The organism is Acetomicrobium sp. S15 = DSM 107314 (assembly GCF_016125955.1).
Taxonomy (GTDB): Bacteria; Synergistota; Synergistia; order Synergistales; family Thermosynergistaceae; genus Thermosynergistes; species Thermosynergistes pyruvativorans.
This window is the reverse complement of the sequence record NZ_JADEVE010000153.1, coordinates 1-374: the sequence shown is the minus strand read 5'-3', so window position 1 is coordinate 374 and position 374 is coordinate 1. Positions and strand designations below refer to the sequence as shown.

At 50.3% G+C, this 374-nt stretch carries 1 protein-coding gene; it reads left to right on the top strand.

The window, feature by feature from the left end; all coding sequences use genetic code 11:
* Nucleotides 1–298 (top strand): transketolase C-terminal domain-containing protein (locus EZM41_RS03520; RefSeq protein ID WP_274704701.1); only part of this gene is annotated, 298 nt, incomplete at its 5' end.
* Nucleotides 299–374: the final 76 nt, after the last annotated feature.

Below are 374 nucleotides of genomic sequence, written 5' to 3'. Positions count from 1 at the left end.
GCAGGCGTCGGAGGGAGTCTCCGTGTCCGAGGAGGAGACGAGAGAATACTACGACGCCATGAAAGAGTCTTTGTTTAAGAGGCCCAAAGGATATCTGATCAATGTGGCCCGCTTTAAAGAACCTCACGTGGCGGAGATAGCGGCCATGATAGCGGAAGAAGCGTTCGACTACCTAGACGCCCCCATAAAACGAGTTGCTGCACCGTTTACGCCTGTCCCGTTCAGTCCGCCCTTGGAAAAGGATTTCGTCTATCTTGTCGGCCTTGAAAATCAACGACTCCTGTGGTGCATGGCCTAACGGAGTTAAATCCACTCTCTCGTTTTCTTTTGATTGATCCTGAAATGGCGCTATTATATCAGCCAACTCACTTGAT